The organism is Halothiobacillus sp. (assembly GCF_028710545.1).
GTDB lineage: Bacteria > Pseudomonadota > Gammaproteobacteria > Halothiobacillales > Halothiobacillaceae > Halothiobacillus.
This window is the reverse complement of record NZ_JAQTTX010000091.1, coordinates 1-4,898: the sequence shown is the minus strand read 5'-3', so window position 1 is coordinate 4,898 and position 4,898 is coordinate 1. Positions and strand designations below refer to the sequence as shown.

At 57.5% G+C, this 4,898-nt stretch carries 5 protein-coding genes; 4 read left to right on the top strand and 1 reads right to left on the bottom strand.

What is annotated here, in order from left to right; all coding sequences use genetic code 11:
- The first annotated feature begins 692 nt into the window (after window positions 1-692).
- The 3 genes from PHD44_RS12245 (at window position 693) to PHD44_RS12235 (ending at window position 3,421) form a co-directional block, all read left to right on the top strand.
- Window positions 693-1,538 (top strand): hypothetical protein, encoded by an 846-nt coding sequence (locus PHD44_RS12245; RefSeq protein ID WP_300192130.1) that lies wholly within the window; start codon window positions 693-695, stop codon window positions 1,536-1,538.
- Window positions 1,539-1,540: 2 nt separating this feature from the next.
- A complete protein-coding gene (locus PHD44_RS12240; RefSeq protein WP_300192128.1) occupies window positions 1,541-1,792 on the top strand; it encodes a hypothetical protein in 252 nt (83 codons plus the stop codon).
- A 315-nt stretch (window positions 1,793-2,107) separates the two neighbouring features.
- Window positions 2,108-3,421: an NAD(P)/FAD-dependent oxidoreductase gene (locus tag PHD44_RS12235; RefSeq protein WP_300192126.1), complete on the top strand. Its 1,314-nt coding sequence runs from the start codon at window positions 2,108-2,110 to the stop codon at window positions 3,419-3,421.
- A gap of 158 nt (window positions 3,422-3,579) precedes the next feature.
- Here the strand turns inward: PHD44_RS12235 and PHD44_RS12230 are convergent, their stop codons facing one another.
- A complete protein-coding gene (locus PHD44_RS12230) occupies window positions 3,580-4,212 on the bottom strand; it encodes a DUF2238 domain-containing protein (RefSeq protein ID WP_300192125.1) in 633 nt (210 codons plus the stop codon).
- Window positions 4,213-4,491: 279 nt separating this feature from the next.
- On the opposite strand from PHD44_RS12230, the gene PHD44_RS12225 reads away from it, so the two are divergent.
- A partial coding sequence (locus PHD44_RS12225; RefSeq protein WP_300192123.1) for a hypothetical protein occupies window positions 4,492-4,898 on the top strand: 407 nt, incomplete at its 3' end.

Here is a 4,898-nt window from a genome sequence, read left to right as displayed (position 1 = left end):
TGATCCAAAAGCCGCAAAACGAGGCAGAGGCCGCAGGTCGTAGTTTACGCTACGATGCCAAGGCCGATAACGAAGTGTTGCGGCTTTTGGGCAGCAACCCGCATGGGACGGGCTTTTGAGGGCGATTTTACGCGGAGCTGGCGTAAGCCCGCTGTGTTGCGCCGCTCACGAATGGAATAACCATTAACGCGAAGCTGGCGCAAGCCCGTATCGCGCCGCGCCTTGCGACTCATCCCTCAAAAGCCCGTCTCGGCCACGAAGGATTCAATCAGAGGTTCCCTAAGACTGACGCAATCGCCGAAGCGATCAAGAAACATGGTCTTATGGCTGGAGGCACATTCAGCGCGTCGCTGGCCGATTAGATGCAAGGCGCGCTCACGCGCTCCGCCAAGAACTCGACCGGCACTTGGCTGTGTACGAGACAGATCGAAATCCCGGGCAACCAGTGGAAGATGTGCTGGCGGGGATTCTCAAGTGCCTATGAGCTTGCCAGTTCGTGTCCACCCCGAGGTGGGTTCCATCGTTGTAGTCGCCGTCATGCTCGGCAGTCGCGGCCCGCAATGTTGGGAGCAAAGAACATAACCAGCCGGGCGGGCGACCGCAAACCCGCTAACGCCGATTGCGCCGTTTACCTCAAGCGTTGAGGCTATCACAATGTTCATGAGGCGGATCATTGAGGGGTGCCCGAAAAAATGAATATGAAAGCTTTATGTGCGATCAGTCATATGTGGTCAGTCCACCACTTGTGGTGGCGCATGATGGCGATTTTATTTGTCCTGTCGGCATGGTTTGTGCCGTTGAACAGCGCACACGCCACCACCACGGTGCACGTGCTTGAAACATGGTCGTCTGGTGACGATGTCACTCTGGCGCGTAATCAGAATTTCTATCTGCGCTTGGCCTATGACACGGATAAGCCAGCTGGGATCTGGATTACGCCCTATTTTCACGGCAAGAAAGTCAATGTCGGCACCAGCCCTTCGCAGCGTTACTCGGGTCGTGGCGAAGCGCTGGCCTGGTTCTTTTTCTTTCAGCCCGGCGATGAAGTGGATGAGATCCGCATCAAGGCCGGGGATGGCAGCACGAACAATACGCCCGTCGTCGCCGTCTGGCGAGGGCATGTGGTGGCGAGCGGCGAAGCCGCCGCCGCGCAGGATCAACCGGAATGGGTGGCGGAAATGAACGCACGCGCCAAGGCAGCGCAGGATCAGGCCTACCACGAGCAGATGAGCAAGCCTGTCAGTGCGGGCGACGTGGCGCTGTTCAACGGTTTTATGCTGACCATGCTGGTTGTCGGTCTTGCGGGCATTGCCGCGCCAGCCTGGGGGTTGTGGCGCTGGCGTGGCGGTTGGCGCCTTGCGGCGGCGGTACCGGCGGTGATGGTCGTCTTTGTGATACTTCGCATCGTGATCGGCACATCGACCGACCCGACCTCGCACAACCTATGGCCGTTCGAAATCTTGATGGTGAGCGCGCTCAGCCTGGTTGTGATGGCGACGATGAAGGTGGCGCGCAAATGGTTCGGCGCGGGAGGTTGATGATGCCTGTATGGCTAGGTTCGTTGTTTTTGATTGGCTTCGGTTCGGGCGTATTGGCTGTGGCCTATCGCGGCTGGCAGCATGGTGAGCTACCCGCCGGCGTGAATGGATTCAAACCGTACCGCCCCAATCGTGAAGATAATCCGCTGGCCTTTCATTTCTTCTTCGCGCTTTACATTTGCGCCGGCATCGCACTCGTCGTCTGGGGGCTGCTGGCGCTGATCGGCATGGCGCCACCGTTGAAGTTTCAGTAAGTGAAGCGAATCCCCCCGGGACATGGTGAGGCTTCAACTCTTGAGAGAATGACGCCATGAAGAAGACAAGAACAGCAAACAAATATGCCCCGGAAGGTTCGAAAAGACGTCATGTCGCTCGCATTCTGAAAAGGTCGCCTGATTTGGCGGCGCTCTTCCTGCCGAGGTGCTCACACGTCAGATGACCGGGTAGTGATATGATGCGAGTCATATGTATACAGGGATTGTCTATGTCATCGTTTTGCCGTGGTCGATTGCCTGTTTAATTATTCACGTGAACAGGAGTGCATTATCTTGCAACCGGATGCTTCAGAAATGAATACACAGCACTGCGACGTGCTGGTCATCGGCGGTGGGCCAGCGGGTTCGACCGTTGCGCCGTTATTGGTCGAACGTGGCTATCGGGTGGTCGTGCTGGAAAAGGCACATCACCCGCGTTTTCACATTGGCGAATCGTTGCTGCCCGCCAATATGCCCTTGTTCGACCGCTTGGGTGTCGGCGATGAGATCCGCGCCATCGGCATGGAAAAATGGGGCGCGGAATTCGTATCGCCGCACCACGACCACAAGCAGGTGTTCAACTTTGCCGAGGCTTGGGATAAGTCCATGCCGATGGCCTATCAGGTGCCGCGCGCCCAGTTTGACGAGATTCTGATCCGCAATGCCCGGCAAAAAGGCGCGGAAGTGATCGAAGGCTGCCGTGCCAAGCATGTGGAATTCCTGCCGGACGATCATCCGGGCGGCCCCGGCGCGCGCGTCACCGCCGTGATGGATGATGGCACGCAAGCCGAATGGGAAACGAAGTTCGTGGTCGATGCCTCGGGGCGCGACACGTTCCTCGCCAACAAGATGCAGTCCAAACAGCGCAACCCCAAGCACAACAGTTCGGCGGTGTACGGCCATGTGCGTGGCGCGATGCGCAACGACGGCAAGGCCGAAGGCAATATCACCATTTTCTGGTTCGATCACGGCTGGTTCTGGTTCATTCCGCTGATGGATGGCATCACGAGTATCGGCATGGTGACCTGGCCCTACCATATGAAATCGCGCGGTGACCGCAGTCTCGAACAGTTCCTGCGCGACAACATCGAGTCTTGCGCGCCGCTGGCCGAGCGTTTGCGCGATGCCGAATTCGTGAACAACGTCGAGGCCACGGGCAATTACTCCTACCTGTCTGACCGTACGCACGGCCAGAACTACGTGCTGCTGGGCGATGCCTTCGCCTTTATCGATCCGGTCTTTTCCTCCGGTGTTCTGCTCGCCATGCAAAGTGCCGTCGTTGCGGCCGATGCGATCGATACGGCCTTGCAGCATCCCGCCAAGGCGGCTGCGGCGCTGAAGAAGTTCGACGAGCAGATCCGTATGGGGCCACGCGAATTCTCGTGGTTTATTTACCGTGTGACGAATCCGGCGATGCGCGATCTGTTCATGGGGCCGCGCAATATTTTCCGCGTCAAGGAAGCGCTGCTTTCCCTGCTGGCGGGCGATATTTACGGCAATACGCCCATCTGGAACTCGCTGCGCATGATGAAGGTGATCTATACCGTCGCATCGCTCCGGCATCCTGTGCGTGCCTACCGCGCATGGCAGGCGCGGCGGCACAATATCCGCCCTGTCGCTGAAATCTGATGCTCAGTTCACTACGCGGTTGGTGACCTCAACGCCCAGAATTCGGACCAGCCTTCGGATTTAGAAAGTGGCCGTGGCGCGAATATCCGTGACGGTCAGCAAGAGATGATCAAGCCTGTCTATCTTCATGTGAATGGAGGGTGTCGGGTTCTGCCGAGTCAATTATTCCGTTGCGTGATGAGTGTTTTGATCTGCCGATCCTGCCAACGAGAAAAGACCAGCAGTGCCGACAGGCCACCGATCAGCGCAAAGAACATATCCGACTGCGCATCCCATTCATCGCCTTGCGTGCCCAGAAACTCATCTGCGCCCTGGCCCATCGCCAGCGCCGCCGCCCATTCGATCAATTCATAGGTCGCGCTGATCGCCAGCACGATGCAGACGACGATAAAGGCAAGCATCTTCCGACCATTCACATATGCGCCGCGAATCAGGATCTCCCGGGCCACAAGCGCGGGAACCAGGCCCTGGAAGAAATGGCCGATCTTGTCGTACGGGTTTCGCTGGAGCCCGAAAAACGCCTGCAGATCGAAGCCGATGGGCACCTGCGCATAGGTGTAGGTGCCACCGACGATGAGGATCAGTGCGTGCATGGCAATGAGCAGGTAAAGGAGTTGAGTTAGCGGGAAGCGTTGGTACGTGAACCAGAGCACGGGGTACGCCAGCATGACGGGCAAGGTTTCCATAATCCATGTTGCCCGGTCGAACGGGGCGAGACCGGACCAGAGCAGTGCCGCCATAACGAGGACAGAAGTGACGGGAAGTACGCTGTTTCTCAGTGAGATCGGCATAGGGTGCCCTGGAAATCGAATTGAGTGTTGAGGGTGTGCTGGCTCATTTTGTCTGCCCCCGATTTTCCCCGATTTTCTTGAGTCGCCAGAATACACCATGATTGTTCGGAGAAGTTTTGCGTGTCTGTGGCCCATTCCGTACAAGAAGATGGGGCGTATCAATAATGCAAATGCCGGTCATGCTCCCTTATGAGGTGCGAATTCAAGGTAAGATGACCGATTGTTATGTCGTTCTTTTGCCCCATGGTTGTGATATTTGGCTGTGACTTTTGAATGTTGATGAATAACCCGGAATCCTCCAGCGCTCATGCCCTGCGTTTCGCGCGCCTTTTTGCCGAGGCGTGTCGTGGGTTTGCGCCTGCTTCGCAGTATGAGGGTGGTTTTGAGCGGGCGCTGGGTGTGGTCTGGTTTGGTGAACCGCCCACCGATTGTTCGCCCCAGATGGCCGATGTGCCGTTCATGTCCGTCCCCATGCCCGTGCTGCAAACGGATCGTACGGGGGCGGGCGAGCTTTGGCTGGGCGGGGCCGTATCCGCGACGAGGGAATTCGAGGGTATTCGGTACCGTGCGGACGACGATGTGCTGTTCGGAACAATCACCATCGGCGGGAAAGACAACCACATGGCCGTGGATAGTCAGTCGGTTTATGAACGTATGTTCCGTTTGCTCGATCAGGCCGGATATCC